18 protein-coding genes are annotated in these 17486 nt (G+C 71.2%); 7 read left to right on the forward strand and 11 right to left on the reverse strand.

The window, feature by feature from the left end; all coding sequences use genetic code 11:
* Nucleotides 1-116: 116 nt before the first annotated feature.
* Both ABZV40_RS26570 and ABZV40_RS26575 read right to left on the reverse strand, forming a co-directional pair.
* A complete protein-coding gene (locus ABZV40_RS26570) occupies nt 117-902 on the reverse strand; it encodes an aldo/keto reductase (RefSeq protein ID WP_355447080.1) in 786 nt (261 codons plus the stop codon).
* Nucleotides 903-955: 53 nt separating this feature from the next.
* On the reverse strand, nt 956-1729 hold the full coding sequence (locus tag ABZV40_RS26575) for an SDR family oxidoreductase (RefSeq protein WP_355446899.1): 774 nt from the start codon (nt 1727-1729) through the stop codon (nt 956-958).
* 83 nt (nt 1730-1812) lie between these two features.
* On the opposite strand from ABZV40_RS26575, the gene ABZV40_RS26580 reads away from it, so the two are divergent.
* The 4 genes from ABZV40_RS26580 to ABZV40_RS26595 are packed head-to-tail and all read left to right on the forward strand — an operon-like array spanning nt 1813 to nt 4633.
* Nucleotides 1813-2250 carry a MarR family transcriptional regulator gene (locus ABZV40_RS26580; RefSeq protein WP_355446902.1) on the forward strand — a complete coding sequence of 146 codons (438 nt, stop codon included), beginning with the start codon at nt 1813-1815 and terminating at the stop codon, nt 2248-2250.
* Between the two features lie 22 nt (nt 2251-2272).
* Complete coding sequence (locus tag ABZV40_RS26585; RefSeq protein ID WP_355446905.1) at nt 2273-3364, forward strand: acyl-CoA dehydrogenase family protein; 1092 nt, start codon at nt 2273-2275, stop codon at nt 3362-3364.
* Nucleotides 3365-3383: 19 nt separating this feature from the next.
* Nucleotides 3384-4181, forward strand: coding sequence for a thymidylate synthase (locus tag ABZV40_RS26590; RefSeq protein ID WP_355446908.1), 798 nt, complete (start codon nt 3384-3386; stop codon nt 4179-4181).
* The gene (locus tag ABZV40_RS26595; protein WP_355446911.1) at nt 4178-4633 is read left to right on the forward strand and encodes a dihydrofolate reductase; all 456 of its coding nucleotides are present in this window, start codon (nt 4178-4180) and stop codon (nt 4631-4633) included. Before ABZV40_RS26590 ends, ABZV40_RS26595 begins: the two co-directional genes overlap by 4 nt.
* On the opposite strand, the gene ABZV40_RS26600 is transcribed toward ABZV40_RS26595, so the two are convergent.
* From ABZV40_RS26600 to ABZV40_RS26610, 3 genes are read right to left on the reverse strand one after another with little or no spacing between them, the layout of a single operon-like run.
* Nucleotides 4627-5151 (reverse strand): YciI family protein, encoded by a 525-nt coding sequence (locus ABZV40_RS26600; protein WP_355446914.1) that lies wholly within the window; start codon nt 5149-5151, stop codon nt 4627-4629. The genes ABZV40_RS26595 and ABZV40_RS26600 overlap by 7 nt on opposite strands.
* A 13-nt stretch (nt 5152-5164) precedes the next feature.
* Nucleotides 5165-5524 (reverse strand): MmcQ/YjbR family DNA-binding protein, encoded by a 360-nt coding sequence (locus ABZV40_RS26605; RefSeq protein WP_355446917.1) that lies wholly within the window; start codon nt 5522-5524, stop codon nt 5165-5167.
* A gap of 10 nt (nt 5525-5534) precedes the next feature.
* Nucleotides 5535-6425, reverse strand: coding sequence for a PAC2 family protein (locus tag ABZV40_RS26610; protein ID WP_355446920.1), 891 nt, complete (start codon nt 6423-6425; stop codon nt 5535-5537).
* Between the two features lie 144 nt (nt 6426-6569).
* Here ABZV40_RS26610 and ABZV40_RS26615 point away from each other — a divergent pair, with 144 nt between their 5' ends.
* Together ABZV40_RS26615 and ABZV40_RS26620 are read left to right on the forward strand one after the other, a co-directional pair.
* On the forward strand, nt 6570-7166 hold the full coding sequence (locus ABZV40_RS26615) for a DUF4230 domain-containing protein (protein WP_355446923.1): 597 nt from the start codon (nt 6570-6572) through the stop codon (nt 7164-7166).
* A gap of 62 nt (nt 7167-7228) precedes the next feature.
* The gene (locus ABZV40_RS26620; protein WP_355446925.1) at nt 7229-8824 is read left to right on the forward strand and encodes a serine/threonine-protein kinase; all 1596 of its coding nucleotides are present in this window, start codon (nt 7229-7231) and stop codon (nt 8822-8824) included.
* A gap of 80 nt (nt 8825-8904) precedes the next feature.
* Here ABZV40_RS26620 and ABZV40_RS26625 read toward each other — a convergent pair whose 3' ends face one another.
* From ABZV40_RS26625 to ABZV40_RS26640, 4 genes are read right to left on the reverse strand one after another with little or no spacing between them, the layout of a single operon-like run.
* Complete coding sequence (locus ABZV40_RS26625) at nt 8905-10926, reverse strand: transglutaminase domain-containing protein (RefSeq protein WP_355446928.1); 2022 nt, start codon at nt 10924-10926, stop codon at nt 8905-8907.
* The gene (locus ABZV40_RS26630) at nt 10923-12017 is read right to left on the reverse strand and encodes a DUF58 domain-containing protein (RefSeq protein ID WP_355446931.1); all 1095 of its coding nucleotides are present in this window, start codon (nt 12015-12017) and stop codon (nt 10923-10925) included. Before ABZV40_RS26630 ends, ABZV40_RS26625 begins: the two co-directional genes overlap by 4 nt.
* A gap of 8 nt (nt 12018-12025) precedes the next feature.
* Entirely contained in the window at nt 12026-12991 is a 966-nt protein-coding gene (locus ABZV40_RS26635; RefSeq protein WP_355446934.1) for a MoxR family ATPase, read from the reverse strand.
* Nucleotides 12988-15138, reverse strand: coding sequence for a hypothetical protein (locus ABZV40_RS26640; protein WP_355446937.1), 2151 nt, complete (start codon nt 15136-15138; stop codon nt 12988-12990). The genes ABZV40_RS26635 and ABZV40_RS26640 overlap by 4 nt, the downstream gene beginning before the upstream one ends.
* Before the next feature lie 167 nt (nt 15139-15305).
* On the opposite strand from ABZV40_RS26640, the gene ABZV40_RS26645 reads away from it, so the two are divergent.
* Nucleotides 15306-15968 (forward strand): hypothetical protein, encoded by a 663-nt coding sequence (locus tag ABZV40_RS26645; RefSeq protein ID WP_355446940.1) that lies wholly within the window; start codon nt 15306-15308, stop codon nt 15966-15968.
* Between the two features lie 179 nt (nt 15969-16147).
* On the opposite strand, the gene ABZV40_RS26650 is transcribed toward ABZV40_RS26645, so the two are convergent.
* Together ABZV40_RS26650 and ABZV40_RS26655 are read right to left on the reverse strand one after the other, a co-directional pair.
* Entirely contained in the window at nt 16148-16798 is a 651-nt protein-coding gene (locus ABZV40_RS26650) for a fibronectin type III domain-containing protein (RefSeq protein ID WP_355446943.1), read from the reverse strand.
* Nucleotides 16799-16809: 11 nt separating this feature from the next.
* The gene (locus tag ABZV40_RS26655) at nt 16810-17412 is read right to left on the reverse strand and encodes a hypothetical protein (protein WP_355446946.1); all 603 of its coding nucleotides are present in this window, start codon (nt 17410-17412) and stop codon (nt 16810-16812) included.
* Between the last annotated feature and the right edge of the window lie 74 nt (nt 17413-17486).

Raw genomic sequence — 17486 nt, forward strand, 5'->3', positions numbered from 1 at the left:
CACACAACAAGAAACGGGCCGCCGCTGACGCGGCGACCCGCCCCAAGGAACTCACCCCTGGTTAAAACACCAGGTGGATGAAGGCGCCCTTCATCGACGGCTTCGTGTTCGCCGGGTCAGGCCTGGTTGAACTCGTCCGGGTCGGGGCCGATGCGGCCGTCGCGGTCCAGAGTGGACAGAGCCTCCACCTCACCGGCGGCCAGCTCGAAGCCGAACACGTCGATGTTCTCCCGGATCCGCGACGGCGTCACGGACTTGGGGATCACGACGTTGCCGAGCTGCAGGTGCCAGCGCAGCACCACCTGGGCCGGGGAACGGCCGTGCGCCAGCGCGATCTTCTCGACCACCGGGTCGGACAGCAGCTCGCCGCCCTGGCCGAGCGGAGACCACGCCTCGGTCCGGATGCCGTGCTTCGCGTGGAACTCGCGCAGTTCGGCCTGCTGCAGGTACGGGTGCAGCTCGATCTGGTTGACCGCGGGCACGACACCGGTCTCGTCGATCAGGCGCCGCAGGTGCGCGGGCTGGAAGTTGGAGACGCCGATCGCGCGGACGCGGCCCTCCTTCTGCAGCTGGACGAAGGCCTTCCAGGTGTCGACGTAGCGGTCGCGGGCCGGGGTCGGCCAGTGGATCAGGTACAGGTCGAGCACGTCGAGCCCGAGCCGGCGCAGCGACTCGTCGAACGCGCGCAGCGTCGAGTCGAAGCCCTGGTCGGAGTTCCACAGCTTCGTCGTGACGAACAGCTCTTCACGGTCGAAGTTCGCGATGGCCTGGCCGACGCCGCGTTCGTTGCCGTAGATGGCCGCGGTGTCGACGCTGCGGTAACCGGCCTTCAGCGCCTCCGTGACCGCGGGCGTGGCCTCGGCGTCCGGCACCTGCCAGACACCGAAACCGAGCTGGGGCATCTCGACGCCGTTGTTGAGCTTCACGATGTTCAAGGTGACTCTTCCTTACTTCGTTACGGGATCAACGTCGGTGCCGTGCCGCCGTCGACGCGCAACGCGGCTCCGGTCGTCGCGGACGACAGGTCCGACGCGACGTAGGTGATGAGGTTCGCGACCTCGTGCGGGCGGATCAGGCGGCCCAGCAACAGGGTCGGCCGCTCGGTGCGGACGAACTCGGCCTCGCCGCCGTCGCCGACGCGGTCGCGGATGAACTCCTCGACACCGGGCGTGAGGGTCGGACCGGGCAGCACCGAGTTCACCGTCACGCCGGTGCCCTTCACGGCCTGCGCCATGCCGCGCGCGATGGCGAGCTGCGCGGTCTTCGTCATGCCGTAATGGACCATCTCGGTGGGCGTGAACACCGACGACTCACTGCTCACGAAGATCACCCGGCCCCAGCCGCGTTCGACCATGCGCGGCGTGTAGTGCCGCGAGAGCCGTACGCCGGACATGACGTTGGTGTCGAAGAACCGCTGCCACTCGGCGTCCTCGATCTCGAACACCGGCTGCGCGCCGTAGATCCCCATGTTGTTGACCAGCACGTCCACGTCGGGCACCTGGTCCACGAGGTGAGCCGCGCCCTCGGCGGTCGCGATGTCGGCCGCTACACCGCGTACATCCGCATTGGGCGCGTCACCGGCCAGCTTGGCCACCGCCTCGTCCACGCGCTCCTGGCCGCGCCCGGTGACGACCACGGCCGCACCGGCCTTGAGCAGCGCTTCCGCCGTGGCGAAGCCGATGCCGGAGGTGGAGCCCGTGACGAGGGCCGTGCGTCCCGACAGATCCATGTCACTCCCCGGTAGACTTGTTGAAGACGGTAACAAGCGTACGCAATAGTTGCACACGCTGTCTATTTGAGGGGAATTGACCTATGTCACTGGACGACGACGCCGTCCAGGCGCGCGCTCAGGGCTGGCGCACGCTCGCGGCGTTGCACGCGCGCATCGAGGACCGCCTCGAAAGAGCGCTGCAGAAGGCGCACGAACTCTCGGTCAGCGAGTACACCGTTCTGGACGTCCTCAACCGCCAGGACGGCTTCCACCTGCGGATGAACCAGCTCTCCAACGCCGTGGTGCTCAGCCAGTCCGCCACGACACGCCTGGTCACGCGCCTGGAGGACCGCGGCCTGCTCGCGCGCTACCTGTGTCCCACCGACCGCCGCGGCATCTACACCGAGGTCACCGACAGGGGCCACGAGCTGCTCGCGCTCGCCCGCCCCACCCACGACCAGGCCTTGTCCGAGGCGCTGGACGAGGCCGAGGGCATCCCGGAGCTCAAGCCACTCGTTGAGGCGCTCGCCAAGCTGTAGCCCGATGGGCAGGATCGCGCGCATGGATCTCCACGCCCTGATCCGCGCCGAGGCGCCGTTGGCCGAACAACAGCGCGCGCTCACCGACTCGGTCGTGACCGCGCTCGTCGACCACGGCGTGCACCGCCTGATCGCCCCCAAGCGCTACGGCGGCGCCGAGCTCGGGCTGCCCGAGTGGAGCCGCGAGATCCAGGAGCTCTCGCGATCCGACGCCTCGACGGGCTGGACCGCGATGACCACAACGATCTCGGCATCGCTGGCCTGGTACCTGCCGTCCGATGCCGCCGACGAGATCTTCGGCGACGCGCGCGCGTTGATCGCCGGCACCGCCGCGCCGTTGGGAAAGGCGGTCGCGACCGACGACGGCTACCGCGTCACGGGCCGTTGGGGCTGGGGCAGCGCCGTCACCCACTGCGCGTGGGTCATCGGCGGCACCATCACGCCGGAAGGGCCGCGTCTGGCCGTGTACCCGCGTGCGGACGTGACGATCCACGACACGTGGCACGCCGCCGGTCTCCGTGCCACCAGTTCGCACGAGTTCTCTCTTGAGGACGCCTTCCTGCCGTATCGCCGTGCCGTGTGGCCGATCGGGTGCACGCCCGGCATCGAGGGCCCGGTCACGGTGTTCCCGTACTTCAGCTTCCTGGCCGCGGGCGTGGCGTCGGTGTGCCTGGGCGTGGCCCGGCGCGCGATCGACGAGATCGAGGCGCTGGCCGTGGAGAAGACCCCGCAGCACGCCACGACCCGGCTCGCCGAGCAGACCGGCCTGCAGATCGAGCTCGCCTCGATGGAGGCACGGCTGTCGTCCGCGGCGGCGTTCCTGCACGAGGCGCTGAGCACGGCCTGGGACCTCGCGGTGCACGGCACGCCCGCCCCGGACCCGGTGAAGGCGCGGCTGCGGCTGGCCTGCTCGTTCGCCTCGGGCGAGGCCACCGACGTGACGCAGAAGGCGTTCGCGGCGGGCGGCGGCAGCTCGGTGTTCGAGTCGTCGGCCCTGCAGCGCTGCCTGCGTGACGCGCACGTCGCCGCCCAGCACACCGTGGTGTCGCGACGCCTGTTCGAGACGTACGCCATGCTGCGACTCGGCCTTCAGCCGGACATGAGCCGGTTCTGAGTCAACTAAGCTCCGCCGTATGGCCGACACGCAGTACGAAGACCTGCTCCGCCACGTCCTCAAGGAGGGCGTGCACAAGGAGGACCGCACCGGCACCGGCACGCGGTCGATCTTCGGTCACCAGCTGCGCTACCCGCTCGCCGCCGGGTTCCCGCTGATCACGACCAAGAAGGTCCACTTCAAGTCGATCGCCTACGAGCTGCTGTGGTTCCTGCGCGGCGACAGCAACGTGAAGTGGCTCCAGGACCACGGCGTGACGATCTGGGACGAGTGGGCGCCCGAGAGCGGCGAGCTCGGCCCGATCTACGGCGTGCAGTGGCGGTCCTGGCCTGCCCCGGACGGCGGTCACATCGACCAGATCGCCGAGGTGCTGAAGACCCTGCGCGAGAACCCGGACTCGCGGCGGATCATCGTGTCGGCCTGGAACGTGGGCGAGATCGCGCAGATGGCGCTGCCGCCGTGCCATGCGTTCTTCCAGTTCTACGTCGCCGACGGCAAGCTGTCCTGTCAGCTCTACCAGCGCAGCGCGGACCTGTTCCTCGGCGTGCCGTTCAACATCGCCTCCTACGCCCTGCTCACGCACATGATCGCCGCGCAGACCGGGCTCGGCGTCGGCGACTTCGTCTGGACCGGCGGCGACTGCCACATCTACGACAACCACGTCGAGCAGGTCGAGCTGCAGCTGGGCCGCGAGGCGCGCGAGTTCCCGACGCTGCGGATGGCTCCCGCCGCTTCGTTGTTCGACTACCGGTACGAGGACTTCGAGCTCGTCGGCTACGACCCGCACCCCGGCATCAAGGCCCCGGTGGCGGTGTGATCGGCCTGATCTGGGCCCAGGACCCGAACGGCGTGATCGGCCGCGACAACGCGATCCCGTGGCGCATCCCGGAGGACATGAAGCACTTCCGGGAGGTCACCGCGGGCTCGGCGGTCCTGATGGGCCGCCTCACCTGGGAGTCGCTGCCGCCGCGCTTCCGCCCGCTGCCCGGCCGCCGCAACCTGGTGCTGTCCCGCACGCCGCAGGAAGGCGCCGAGACGTTCTCCTCGCTGGAGGAGGCGCTCGCCGACGTCACCGGCGACGTGTGGGTGATGGGCGGCTCGGCGGTCTACGCGGCCGCGCTGCCGTTCGCCGACCGCGTCGAGGTGACCGAGGTCCGCGAGACCTTCGAGGGTGACACGTACGCGCCCACGGTCGACCGCGAGCCGGTCAGCGTCGGTGCGTGGCAGGAGTCCAGTTCGGGCCTGCACTACCGGTTCGTCAGCTACTGACGCCGGCCGCCGAACTGCCACTCGTGGACCTCGACGGCGGCGTACCGGCCGGTGGTCAGCACGGAGGCCGGGTCCGCGGACCTGACCAGCGCCGCCGTGCCTAGCCACGCGGTGCCGTCGTCGGACAGCAACGGCCCGTAGGCGATCAACTCGTCCGTGCGGGCCGGTACGAGATCTACGGGCTCCCCCTCGCCGAATCCGAGCACCAGGTGGCCACCGCCGTCCCCGCCGCCGGGGAACTCCCACATCGTTCGCCCGAGCACGTTGCGCCACCGGCGCACCAGCACGTCCCGGAACGCGCCGGCCTGGTAACAGGGCTCGTCGAACGCGAACGCGCGAGCCGCGGCGGCATCCGGCACTTCCACGACGTGCACGCTGCCGGTCAGCACGTCACCGTCGAAGGTCGGGCCACGGGCGATCAGCTCGAACCGGTCCATGTAGGACCAGTGCTCCTCGATCATCTTGCCGCGCAGCGGTTCCGAACCCGGACGATCCCGGTGGTAGCACAGGAACTCCACGAACACCCCAGTTCTAGCGGCGGCGCGCCCGCGCGTGCCAGGCCTCGACGATCAGCTCTTCCAGCTCCCCCACCCCGATGTGCTCCAACCGCACCAGAATCGCCGGATACCCGTTGAAGTGCGGCGTGGTGAAGTAGACCGACCCGTCGGAGGCCAGCAGCGCCTCCTTGGCCCCCAGATCGGGCACCCGCGCCGCCAGGATGGGCCCGGACGGCGCCGCGGCGCCCAGGGCCGCCAGGTCGGTCTTGCGCAGCGGCCGTTCCCACACGAAGAGCTTGTCCTTGACCCTCCAGTCGACGACGCCCTCCCGCACCCGCTCCGTCACGTCGGGCATGGAGGTGGCGATGCGGCGCACGTCGTGCCAGGTGGCCATCACAAGCTCCCTACAGGTGGTCCGGCGGACGCTGCTGCTCGGCCAGGAACCGTTCGAACTCGGCGCCCAGTTCGTCCGCGCTGGGGAGGTCGGTGTTGCCGACAGTCTGGATGAAAGCGTCGTACTGCCGCTCGAGCGCTTCCACCACCTGGGCGACTTCCTCCGACTCCGCGACCTGCCGGTGGATCTCGGCATCAGCGGCCTGAGCCGCGTCGATCAGGGACCCGATGGGCAAGGCCAGACCTGTCGCCCGAGCGACAGCGTCCAGCAGCGTGACGGCGGCGGTCGGGTACTGCGACTGCGCCAGGTAGTGCGGCACCTGGGCGGCGAAGCCCATCGCGTCGTGGCCCGCCTGGCCGAGGCGCAGCTCCAGCAGCCCCGACACGTTGCCCGGCACCTGCACGCGGTTGAAGAACGGCTGGTACTCCGAGACGAGCTCGGGCCGGGTCGCGTGACCGATGACGTTGAGCGGGCGGGTGTGCGGCACGCCCATCGGGATGCCGTGGAAGCCGACGGTGAGACGCACGCCCCAGCGGTCGATCAGCGAGCGGACGGCGAGCACGAACGCCTCCCAGGCGCGGTCCGGTTCCAGGCCGCTGAGCAGCAGGAACGGGTGGCCCGCGCTGTCCCACAGCAGATGCACGACCAGCTCGGGGGTCGCGTAGTCCTCCCAGTGGTCGGTCGCGTAGGTCATCAGCGGCCGGCGGGAGCGGTAGTCGATCAGGCTGTCGATGTCGAAGCGCGCGACGACACGGCTTTCGAGCGTCTCCAGCAGGTGCTCGGCGAGCAGTCGGCCCGCGGCACCGGCGTCCATGAAGCCCTCGAAGTGGTGCAGCAGCACCGCGCCCGTCAGGTCTGGCACCTCCGAGTCGACCTCGTACAGGTTCTCCGGGTCCAGCACCGCACGCCTCCAAAACCGTCGTTTCAGTCTCGTCCAAAGCCAACCAGATGGACACGGGACTGATTCCGCTCGGGTCGATTAGCCCATACGGACCGTGTGAGCGCATCACCTCACGGGTACTCCATCACGGTGGACAGGCGCTGGGTGACGCGTGGAGCTCTGGTCGCTGCCGTCTTCATTCTCCTCGGTGCGGCGCTGTACGTCTTCGAGCAGTTCAAGCCGTCCGGTGACACTTCGATCGACCGCAGTCAGCCCGCGGTGCTGAAGTCGGTGCGGGATCTCAGCCAGTACCACGCGGCGGCGGGCGAGTTCCAGGTCGTGCTGGACATCGAGAACGACGTGAAGTGGGTGCCCGCGGCCCTGGCCGGGGAACGCACGCTGTTCGTCGCGGCCGGGTCGGTCAACGCCTACGTCGACCTGGGGTCGTTGAAGGACGACGGCCTGGTGCTGTCGCCGGACGGCAAGACCGTCGAGCTCCGGTTGCCCAAGCCCCAGCTGGACAGGCCGAACCTCCACCACGACCGGTCGTACGTCTTCAGCCAGAAGCGCGGCCTGGTCAACGATCTGCAGGCGCTGGTGGAAACCCCTGACCAGCAACGGTTCTACCTCGCGGGCGAGGCCAAGATCGCGGAGGCGGCCCGGCAGTCGGAACTGCTCAAGCGCGCGGAGGACAACACCCGCGTGATGCTCACCGGAATGCTGCAGTCGCTGGGATTCCAGGTGAAGGTGCTACCCGGCTGAACCTCTTCCCGCGGTGGCGCGAACGTCCGGGTGAGCCGACCGCAGCGGGATAGGATTCGTTGGTGGAAGACGATCTGATGGCCTGGGCGCCCGCCGCCGGTGCGGCGCCGGCACCCGAGATCGCCTTGCCGGGCTACAGCGGTTTCCGCGTGATCGCGCAGGGCGGCGAGGGCACGATCTACCGCGCCCGCCAGGACGGCCTGGGCCGTGACGTCGCCGTGAAGGTCCTGCAGGTGACGGATCCGGCGACGCTGACCCGCTTCCGCCGCGAGCTGGCGATCACCGTCGAGCTCGGCCGCCAGCACCCGCACATCGTGACGGTGCTGGACACGGGCACGCTGCCGGACGGCCGCCCGTGCATCGTCATGGAGTACTACGAACGCGGCTCGCTGCACGACCGCCTGCGCGCCATGGGCCCGTTACCCGTGGCGGACGTGGTGTCCGCGGGCATCGCGGTGGCCGACGCGCTGGCGTTCGCGCACGGCCAGGGCATCCTGCACCGCGACGTGAAGCCGCAGAACGTCCTGGTGCTGCCCACCTCGTACGTCCTGGCCGACTTCGGCATCGCCCGAGGCGCCGACGCGGGCCACTCCGCGTCGCTGCAGATGGTCAGCTACCGCCATGCGGCCCCGCAGATGCTGGAGGGCGGCACCCCGTCGTCCGCCGACGACGTCTGGTCGCTCGGCTCCACCCTCTTCACCCTGCTCGAAGGCAAACCCCCGTTCGCCTCCGACAACCCGGACGAGGACACGCTGCTGTCCTACGTGGGCCGCGTCACCCGCGCCGAGCCCCGCCCGCTGACCCGCTTCGACGTCCCGGCCGCGCTGGTCGCCGTGATCAACCGCTGCCTGCGCAAGGACCGCGCCGACCGCTTCACCTCCGCGCTGGAGCTGCGCGACGCCCTGACCGCCGTGCGCGCGGGCACCGCTGTGTCCATTGTGGACCCCGACTCGACGGCGATGCTGGGCGAGCGCACGCTCTTCATCCCGGACGGCCCGACCGAGGCACCCGGCTTCGGCCCGCGCGGCTTCGTGCCGGAACCCGAGCCGGAACCGGAACCCGAGGAAGAACCCGACGACTCCTGGCAGGGCCGGCTCGCGGACCTGACCTACCGCCACACCGACCTGGTCACGCCGCCCGCACCGCCACCGCCGGTCGCCGTGCTGCCGACCGTCGACCTGCCCCCGCCCGAACCGATGACCGCCCCGGTCCGCAGGAGCAGGCGCGGCGGCGTGCTCGCCCTGCTGGCCGTGGTCGCGGTGACCGGCGGGGTCGTCGCGGGCATGCTGCTCAACCGCCCCGACGACAAGCGGTCCCAGCCACCGGCGTCGACCACCCTCCCGGCCCCGACCACGGAGTCGGCGGACGCGGGGCCGCCCCCGAACGCCGACCCGAAGTTCCTGCCGGTGCTCAAGCGCGCCGAGTACCGCGGCAAGGCGATCGAGCTGGAGTGGTCGGACCCGAGCGACGGCCAGGCCGAGTTCGTGGTGATCGACGTGACCGGCGCCAAACCGCTCGCCGTGAGCAGGGTGACCGGCGGGGCGACGAAGTACGTGATCGAGGACGGCGGCGGGTACCGGCGTTGCTTCCAGATCGCGGCCTTCGGGTACAACGGCGAACGCGGCAGCTCCGGCAAGGTCTGCGCCGCCAAGAACTGACCGGAACTGTCAGACCCCCTGAGTATTGTCGGGTTGATCAGGGGGTCCACACATCAAGGGGACGCCTGCGCGAGCACGCCCTAGCGCCGGAACAGCGGCCGCGGGTCCACCGCCCACACCACCCGCCGCCACCAGGAAGCCTTGCGCCGCACCGCTTTGCGCACCTGCCGGGCGAGCCGCCAGCTGCTGTCCCGCACCTCCGGCGCCGCCTGCCCGCTGCCGCCCGCGCTCGGCGCGAACGCGGCCTGGTCGACGATCGCCGCGAGCCGCACCCCGGCGTCGCCCCACTCGCGCCCGACGTCCGGCGCGGTGCGGCTCGCCCGCGGCCTCAACCCGGCCAGCTGCAACGAGTCCAGGACCTCGCGCCACGCCCCGACCGGACCGGCGGCCCGCAGCCTCAGCCGGCGTGCAGTGCGCGCCACGTACAGCACGAGCAGCACCAGCAACGGCGACAACACCCAGAACGGGAACCCGGCGGGCTCCTGCGGGGCGGCCACCACGTCCGGTTTCACCGCGGACGGCTGCACCAGCGGCGGCACGGACGGCAGCGAGGTCGGGGTCGGCTTCGCGGTGGTGGACGCGAGCCGGTTCAGCACCTCGCGCTTGGACGCGGCGCTGGGCCCGCTTCCGTTGCCGGACACCGGATCGAACGCCACCCAGCCCCACCCGGTGAAGTACACCTCGGGCCAGGCCGTGGCGTCCGCGGCACGGACGACGCGTTCGCCGTTCTGCTCCGGCACCGGCTGGAACCCGACCACCACCCGCGTCGGCAGCCCGACGGCCCGCGCCAGCACCGCGAAGGCCGACGCGAACTGCTCCGCCGTCCCCGCGCCCGCGCCGGCCTCGCCCGGCGCGCCGAACAGGAACGTCTCCAGCCGCGCGTACGACGACCCGACCGGCGCCTCGGCGTCCGGACGGCGGTTCAGGCGCACGACCTGTTCCAGCGCCACGGCCTTCTCGTACGGCGTGCGCGCGGCCGCCGTCGCCTGCCGCGCGTACTCGGCCAACGTGAACGGCAGCCGCGGCAGCGCGGTGTACCGGGTCGCGTTGGCCGGAACCGAGGCCTCCGCCAGGTCCGTGTCGGCCGGTGTCTCGACCACACCGCGAACCGTGTAGCTCAGACCCGTCTTCAGCCCTTCCGCGACGACCAGCGACCCGGTGTCCGGATCCACCATGGCGTCGCTCAGCGACACCGACTGCGGCTTGCCCACGCCCGGCAGCCACTCGCCCTGCAACCCGGTGATCCGCAGGTCGACGGTCGTGTCCTGGAACTTGCCGCCGACGGGCAGGTCCGGCGGATCGACGACACCCGGCGGCCCGTAGGTCGAGGCGGCCTCCCACGACGCCCCCGAGTACCGGCTGAGCGTCACCAGCCGCACCGGCACCTCGGGCCCGCGCATCCGGAAGAGCTCGGTCTCCCCCTGCGCGGCCCACGCGGCGAGCTGCGGCAACGGGTTCGCGATGGCCACGTCGGTGATCGGCGGGTGCACGAGCTTGCGCGGCTCGAACCCGTTGGCGGGCAACACGAACGCCAGCAACGTCAACGCCGCGATCGCCGTCGCCGGCACCGCGGGCGGCACCAGGGGACCACGCCGGTCGATGATCAGCCAGCCCAGCGCCAGCAGCACCACCAGCACCAACGCGACCAGGCCGTACCGGTCCGCACGCCCGGTGGTGAGCAGCGCCGCCGACACGTACAGCACCGCCGCGCCCAACGCCGGCACGAACAACGCCGTGCCGCGCTTCGTCACCGACAGCACCGTCGCGGTCGAGACACCGACGATCAGCAACAGCCCGGGCACCAGCAGCTCGGGCGTCGCGGGCGCCGGACGGGCCGCGGTGAGCAGGCGCGGCACGGTGTCGAGCAGCACCCACGCCGGGTCGCGGGCCGGTTCCGCGCCGCGGGCCGCGAAGAACCCGCCCGTCAGCGCGACCACCATGACCGCGAGCCCGGCGAGACCGGCGGGAACGAGCCGCTTCAGCAGCAGCGCGAGGAACCCGGCGAACGCCGCCAGTCCGAAGTAGACGAACGCGCCGTCCCAGGCCCGGGCCAGCTGGAGCGAGCCGACCAGCAGAACCGCGGCAACCCACGCGAACCTCATCGGGCCACCACCGCGTTCCACGAGTCGATCAGGTCCTCCGCGCGGCCGCCGCTGATCACCAGCACCGAGCCCGCCGCGCCGACCGGGCGCTTCTCGTCCACCACGAGCACCGTGCCGAACGCGGCGCGACCCGCCTCCAGCACCAGCGCGGGCACGGTGGTTCCACTGATCACGGCGACCACGTCCAGGTCGCGCACCGGCACGGTCGGGCGGCCGCCGGTGTCCCGCAGTTCCAGGTCCGCCAGCGCCGCCAGGATCGGTGCGGAGTCCTGGGTTTCCTCCAGGTCGGTGTCGCCGGAGGACGTCAGCAGGCGCACCGGGTGTCCCTGTTCCAGCGCCGAGGTGATCAGTGACGCCGCGACCTCCACGGCTTCCTCGAAGCGCTGCTCCTGCGCGTACGACGACGCGTTGTCGTCCAGCAGCACGGCCAGGTGCGGGCGGGCCGGGTCGGCGTCCTCGCGGATCATCAGCGTGCCGGTGCGCGCGGACGTCGCCCAGTGCAGGCGGCGCAGGTCGTCGCCCGGCACGTACTCGCGCAGGCCCACCAGGTCCGTGCCGCCGCGCTCGACGCGTTCGTCGGCGCCGACCTGACCGCGGCGGGCGCCGGACGGCAGGCCGCGCACCGGCAGCACGCGCGGTACGACGCGCACCTGCACGACCTCGCCGAGCACGGTCCGCGCCTGCGCGAGACCGGCCAGGCCCTTGCGCCGCAACGTCAGCGGGCCCACGTCGAACACGCCGCGGCGGGAAGTCGGGATCGCGTAGTCGACCGCCTCGACCGCGCCGGGCTTGAGCAGCGGCACCTCCACGGGCATCGGCGCGCCCGCCACCACGTCCACGGCGTCCACCGCGACCGGCCACCGGCCGACCGCCGACAGCTCCAGCCGCCCGCTGCACCGCGCGAGCCGCGGCACGGTGCGCGGACGCACCGTCCGTGACACCGAAAGCGGCGAGGCGACCAGCACCGAGACCCCGGAGGCGACGACCAGCGCGGTCAGCGCGAGGCCGAACGCCGCCATGCCCGCGTACCGCCACCACAGCCCGACACCGAGCATCAGCACGCCCAGCACCGCGGTTCCGGTGCCGCGCAACGTCAGTCTCATTGCGCTGCGGGCTTGGGCACCGGCACGCGGGAGAGGACGTCGGCCAGCACCTCGGACGTCGTGACGCCCGCCAGCACGCTCTCCCGCGTCAGCACCAGGCGGTGGGCGAGCACCGGGTCCGCGATGTCCTGGACGTCCTGCGGCACGACGAAATGCCTGCCCTTCGACGCCGCGTACACCTGCGCGCACCGCACCAGGGTCCGCAGGCCGCGGGTGGACGTGCCGAGCCGAAGCCGCTCATCGGACCGCGTGCCCGCGCCCAGGGCGGAGATGTACTGCAGGATCGGGTCGGCCACGTGCAGCAGCTGCAACCGCCCGCTGAACGCGCTGACCTCGCGCGGCGACGTCACCGTGCGCACGTCGGCGATCCGCCCGGCCCCGCTGCCGGGACGCAGGACGTCGAGCTCGGCCTCCACCGGGGGATAGCCGATCGAGGTCCGCAGCATGAACCTGTCCAGCTGCGCCTCGGGCAAGCGGTAGGTGCCGTCGAGGTCGATCGGGTTCTGCGTCGCCACCACCAGGAACGGGTCCGGCACCGCGTGCCCGACGCCGTCGATCGTGACCGTCCGCTCCTCCATGACCTCCAGCAACGCCGACTGCGTCTTGGCGGCGGCGCGGTTGATCTCGTCGGCCAGCACGATGTTCGCGAACACCGGGCCCGGCCGGAACCGGATCTGCCCCGTCTGCGGGTCGTACACCGACGTGCCCGTGACGTCGGACGGCAGCAGGTCCGGCGTGAACTGCACGCGCCGGGAAATGCCGCCCAGCGCACCCGCCACCGCGCGTGCCAGCGTCGTCTTCCCCGTGCCCGGCACGTCTTCGAGCAGCACGTGACCGCCCGCGAACATCGCCACCAGCACCAGGTCGATCACGTCGCGCTTGCCGCGCACCGCGCTCTCGACCGAGTCGCCGAGCCGGGTGTGCAGGTCGCGGAAGGCCGAAACCTCACCGGTGTCGATCACTTTTCCTCTTCTCTGCGCACACCGATGCGCAACAGGAACGCGCACGCCAGCAGACCCAGGCCACCCACTCCCGCCGGCGCGGTCCCGGCACCGGCGGGGGCCATCCGCGGGACGCACGTCGGCTTGCCCGCGCACTCGTCCGGCAGGTACATCACGCTCCTCGCCGCGGAATCGACCTGACCCGCGCCGGACGCCGCGTACGCGCGCACCACGAGCGCGTTGCTGCCCTCCTCCACGTCGATCACCGCGCTGGTGGCGTTGCAGGCGATACCCACCGAGTAGCCCTGCGTCCTGTTCACGAGCTCGCAGCGCCCGTTGTGGCTCGCCCAGTCCGCCGGCGGGGCCATGGTCACGGTGCGCCTCGACGCGAACTTCCCGCCGGACACCCCGGTGATCACCACGGCACCCGCGCTCGGCAACGACGGCGGAGGTGGTGGCGGAGGGGGCGTCGTGGTCGTGGTCGTCGGCGATGGTGGCGGCGGCGGAGGCGGGGTGTTCGGTGGAGGCGTGTTGGGCGGCGGGTTGTTCGGCGGCGGCGTGTTCGGCGCGGTCACCGTGAACGCCGCCATGCCCGCGGCACCGGCCTGCGTCGCCGTCGACGCCCGCACCGTCACGTCCAGCCGCCCGCTCGAGCAGAACGTGGACCCCGCGCACGGCACCGACAGATCAGCCGAGGTACCGGTCGACTGCGCCGACACCGAACCGCCGGAGAACGAGCCGGACCCCGTCACGGTGTAGCCCACGACCGGATCAGCCGACGCGGCGGCGCTCCAGCTCACCGTCACGACCACCGCCGAGGCGCTGCGCGACTTCTCCCGCACCGTCACACCCGCGGGCGCGGCCGGGGCCGAGCCACCGGGAACCGACGGCGTGGACGACCCCGTCGCCGGCGGAGGCGGCGGGACCTCGGTCGTCGGACCGTTGTTGCCACCGGGGTTGCGCGGCGGCTTCGCCGGCTCGTTCGGGTTCGGCGGCGGAGGCGGCGGCACGGACGGCGGCGGCGAGCGGTCCGGGTCCTTCACCGGCAGCTCGGGGCTGCGGATCGTCAGCGACCGCGTCGCGCCGTCGGTGTCGACCAGCACGCCCGTCGACGAACCCGGCACGTTCACGAACAGCCGGCCGTCGTCGAACACCAGCTCCGGGTCGGAACCGCCGGACGTGCGCACGTCGTCACCACCGCGACGACCGCCGCGGTCCAGGACGATGACCTTGCCGGAGCCCTTGCACGGCACGTAGACCTTGTCGCGGAACACCGCGGGCCGGCCAGGCTTCGGACAGCCCAGCGCGTTCACGTCGACCCGCATCACCTGGCCGTCGACGACGAGCACGACCACCGACGACTCGGGCACGGAGGCGGGCACCAGGTCGGTCGGCGCGGTCTGCGCGGCGATCACCTCGGCGTCGGTGCGGTCGGTCGACCTCGACACGTCCTGCCCCGTGCCGTCGCGCACGACGACACCGCCGTCGAGACCGATCAGCGTGACGCCCTGGTCGTGCGGCACCAGCACCGTGCGCGGCCCGGCACCGTCGACCTTCCGCTGCGAGCGCTCCTGGAACTTCTCCTCGTCGTCGGACCAGTCGAGCGACCGCAGCGTGCCACCGTGGTCGACCAGCCACAGCACGCCGCGCTCGTCCACGACGGCGTCGGCGAGCGGCTGCCCGGCCTCCCACGTCTGCCCGATGTCGGTCAGTGTCAGCGGGTCCGCCGTGTGGACCGTGCCGGCGGCGCGGTCGACGACGTACACCATCCCGTTGGACACCAGCACCTTGCTCGACGCACCGGGCGGCGCCTGCCGGCGACCGGAGGCGAGCAGCGTGGCCAGGTCGATCACCGTGATCTCGCCGGTCCGCCGGTTCAGCACGATCAGCCGGCCGTCCTCCTGCGCGATCTCCAGCTGCGAGTCGGGCCCGCTGATCTGCAACCGCGTCTGGGGCTTGCCCGAGACGGGGTTGACCTGCACGACCTCACCGCGCTGGTCGTCGCCCAGCCAGGTGAGCCCGTCCGACACCGCGACCGACGTGCGGGAGATGCCCTGCCCGAACGCGGCGCCCGCGAGCACCAGAACTCCCAGCAGCGCCGCGACGAAGCTCGCCGACTCCCGCCCTCCACCGGAGACAACGCGTCTGATCCGGTGCCACCAAGCCATGTGCGCCTCCCTCGCCCGCCGGGGATGCTAACCCCAGGCTCTGACAACTTCGGACGGTGCACGGTTCCCGGATCGCCCGGTCAGCCGACCGGCCGACATCAACGAAGGTAATGACGGGGTCTGACAATTTTGAAAACCGAATGGCGCTCCCCCAGAAAGATCAACGCGTGAGGCAGAGTGGACGCATGGAGATCCCCGGCATGGGACTGGCCAAGCAGGCGCTGAACACCGCGATCGGCACGACGGCCGCCGTGGCCGCGGTCCCGGGTCGCGTGCTGAGCCTGATCGGCGAAGTCGAGCAGCTGGTCCGCAAGGTCAACGGCACCATCGACGCGGTCGACGGCATCGTGCGCAAGGCCGACGCGCTCGTGGAACGCACCGGGCACGTGGTGGCCGACGCGGAGAAGGCCGTCGACGAGGTCCGCGCGATCACGGCGAGCGCGAGCGACGTCGCGGAACGGGCCGCGCACGTGGTCACGACCGCGGACCGGACCGCGCACACGGCAGGCGAGCTGATCGGCCTCTACGAGCCGATCGCCCGGCAGGCCCAGCCGCTCGCGAAGCGGTTCGTGGAGGAGCTCTCGCCGCACGAGGTCGAGGCCGCGATCAAGCTCGTGGACGAGCTGCCGGTGCTGACCGAGCACCTCACCAGCGACATCCTGCCGATCCTCGCGACGCTGGACCGGGTGGGCCCGGAGGTGCACCAGCTGCTCGAGGTCACGAGCGACATGCGCCAGGCCATCCTCGGCATCCCCGGTTTCGGGTTCATGCGCCGGCGCGGCGAGAAAAAAGAGGAGGAAGAAGGTGTGAGGGCGCTCGAAAACGGGTAACCGCCCCGCCATGACCTCCCGCCTGAACTCCGACCACCTGACCTGGTGGCTGCTCAGCTCCGTGTTCGCCCTGCTCACGCTGATCAACGTCGCCCTCGCCGTCACCGAGGACACGACCTGGCCCTACGCGCTCGCGGCGTTGCTTCTCGCCGCGAGCGCGTGGACCGCCAGACAGGGGTTCAGACCTTCCCCGTCGTCTGATGCGTCAGGTTCGACGGTGCTCCGAACCGGAAGGGCCGCACCCGATAGGTCGCGGTCTTCTCGTCTGGGAGTGTGATCAGCCCGAACGAGGTGACGTCCGGGTCGAGCCGCGCCGCGACGCGGTAGTCGGCCGCGCCCGCCGGCCTGAGCTCGATCAGGTAGCCCTCCTCGTCGGACGCGTGGTCCTCCCAGGTGAAGAGGATCCCGTTGGCGTGCTTCACCTCCGCCTTCAGGTTGCCCGGTGTCGCCTCCGGTGACGACACCGGATGCGTGCCCCCGCCGCCCTTGCGCGGTTCCGCCCACTCGTGCCCGTCGGTCTCCGGCACCTCGTCACCGGGTGGCAACGTGATGTCCACAGTGGCCGAAGACGGCCCGGTGTAGGGCCGGACGCGGTAGTAGAACTGCGTTTCGGGGATCAGGTCGGGATGCCGGTAGGAGGTCTTCCCCGGCGGGGCGAACTCCAGGACCACGTAGTCGCCGTCGGCCGCGTTCGCGTACTCGACGACCTGCCCGGCCGCCCCCGGCTGCGGACGCCAGTGCAGCGTCACGTCGGTCGGCGAGGTCAGCTCGGACGTCAGCACGGGGTCCTGCCGTTCCTGGCCGCAGGCAGCCAGGAACAGCAGTCCCACCAGGATGATCCTCACTTGCGCCAGAACTTGATGTCGCTCCACACGACCGTCGCCGGGCCCTGACCGCTCGCGGTCCGGTACGCGCCGAACTTGTCGTAGAAGTTCCCGCCGGGGCTCGACACCTCGTACTTCTTCGAGCCGTTGATGTAGGTGCGGTGCGTGCTGCCGACGACGTGCACGGTGTTCACGCGCACGGTCGTGCCGACGGTCGCCCCGGTGGCGATGGTGTTGCCACCGTGCACGGCGTACAACCGGCCACCGCGTTCCACGGCCAGCAGGTAGTACGGTCCCGCGCCGGGATCGTCCTTGAACGTCTGCTTGAGACTGATGCGGGTGCCGCCGAGACTCGTGATCCGGAAGCTCCCCTCGAACTGCCGCGTGCCGCCGGTGTAGGTGGCGTACCGGCGCTCGGCACGCTGGTCACCGCTCGAGTTCGAGCAGGTGAGCTGGAACGTGAGGTCGGTGACCTTGCCGCAGCCGCGTTCCTGGACGCTGAACGACGGCGAGTAGCTGGTCCACGGCCCTGCCTCGACCTGCGCCTGTGCGGGGGAGCCCGACACGAGCAGACCGGTCGCCAGCGCGAACCCCGCGATGGTGCGGAGTCGTTTCGACATACCGAAACCTCCTCAAGACGTGCTGAAGCCAGCACGTTTTCTCAGGGGGCGGTAACGGCAGCGTAGCCGATAAT

This window comes from Lentzea sp. NPDC004782 (assembly GCF_040609115.1).
In the GTDB taxonomy this organism is placed as follows: domain Bacteria; phylum Actinomycetota; class Actinomycetes; order Mycobacteriales; family Pseudonocardiaceae; genus Lentzea.

Excerpts from the sequence above, each read along its gene's own strand:
- ABZV40_RS26585 (WP_355446905.1), top strand. The coding sequence starts at position 2,273 with ATGGATCTCCACGCCCTGATCCGCGCCGAGGCGCCGTTGGCCGAACAA.
- ABZV40_RS26570 (WP_355447080.1), bottom strand. The coding sequence starts at position 902 with ATGCCCCAGCTCGGTTTCGGTGTCTGGCAGGTGCCGGACGCCGAGGCC.
- ABZV40_RS26575 (WP_355446899.1), bottom strand. The coding sequence starts at position 1,729 with ATGGATCTGTCGGGACGCACGGCCCTCGTCACGGGCTCCACCTCCGGC.
- ABZV40_RS26640 (WP_355446937.1), bottom strand. The coding sequence starts at position 15,138 with ATGGCTTGGTGGCACCGGATCAGACGCGTTGTCTCCGGTGGAGGGCGG.
- ABZV40_RS26605 (WP_355446917.1), bottom strand. The coding sequence starts at position 5,524 with ATGGCCACCTGGCACGACGTGCGCCGCATCGCCACCTCCATGCCCGAC.
- ABZV40_RS26590 (WP_355446908.1), top strand. The coding sequence starts at position 3,384 with ATGGCCGACACGCAGTACGAAGACCTGCTCCGCCACGTCCTCAAGGAG.
- ABZV40_RS26580 (WP_355446902.1), top strand. The coding sequence starts at position 1,813 with ATGTCACTGGACGACGACGCCGTCCAGGCGCGCGCTCAGGGCTGGCGC.
- ABZV40_RS26625 (WP_355446928.1), bottom strand. The coding sequence starts at position 10,926 with ATGAGGTTCGCGTGGGTTGCCGCGGTTCTGCTGGTCGGCTCGCTCCAG.
- ABZV40_RS26655 (WP_355446946.1), bottom strand. The coding sequence starts at position 17,412 with ATGTCGAAACGACTCCGCACCATCGCGGGGTTCGCGCTGGCGACCGGT.